Origin of the sequence: Streptomyces sp. W16 (assembly GCF_033194735.1) — a bacterium.
Taxonomy (GTDB): domain Bacteria; phylum Actinomycetota; class Actinomycetes; order Streptomycetales; family Streptomycetaceae; genus Streptomyces.
On sequence record NZ_JAWOAI010001208.1, the window covers coordinates 1 to 755 of the forward strand.

A 755-nucleotide genomic window follows, 5' to 3' on the forward strand; every position below is an offset into this window, starting at 1 on the left:
CGCCCGCCGGCCTGCGCACGGTCCGCACCCCCGGCGGCGGCACGATGACCGCCCGACAGGTGTGCCTGGGCTGGCACTGGTACCCGTACGCCTACTCCCGAACGGTCACCGACGGCGACAGCACCCCCGTGAAGCCGTTCCCGGCCTGGCTGGACGAACTGGGGCGACGGGCGGTCGTCGACACACTCGGGACGCAGGCAGAGCCGTACGACATCGCACTGATCAATTTCTACGACGGCGACGCCCGCATGGGTATGCACCGCGACAGCGACGAGAACTCCCAGGCACCGGTCGTGTCGCTGAGCCTTGGCGACACCTGTGTCTTCCGCTTCGGCAACACCGAGGCTCGCACGAAGCCTTACATGGACGTCGAGTTGAGAAGCGGCGACCTGTTCGTGTTCGGGGGGCCGTCGAGGCTGGCGTACCACGGGGTGCCCCGGGTTTACGGGGGCACGGCGCCGGGGGAGTTGGGGCTGAGAGGGAGGCTGAACGTGACGCTGAGAGTCAGCGGCTTCTGAGGCGGAGGATGCCTTCAAGGGGCGCGGGGAACTGCGCGACAAGCCCCCACCGGCCGCCACTGTGAACGCGACCCCCGACCCCCAGCGGCGATGTCTACGGATCATGGGAGACTCGCCCTCATGAGCGGCAAGGCGGACCCCCGGCCGGCGGGGGAAGGAACCACCTCAAGGGCGCGGCTGGACCGGGGCCGCAGCGCGCTCGGCCCCGCGCTGGAGCTCGTGCACACCGGCCGCGCG

Annotated in this window: 1 protein-coding gene; it reads left to right on the forward strand. The window is 70.6% G+C overall.

The window, feature by feature from the left end; genetic code table 11:
* The coding region (locus R6V09_RS54245; protein WP_317888699.1) for an alpha-ketoglutarate-dependent dioxygenase AlkB family protein at nucleotides 1-518 on the forward strand (518 nt) is incomplete at its 5' end.
* Nucleotides 519-755 lie beyond the last annotated feature (237 nt).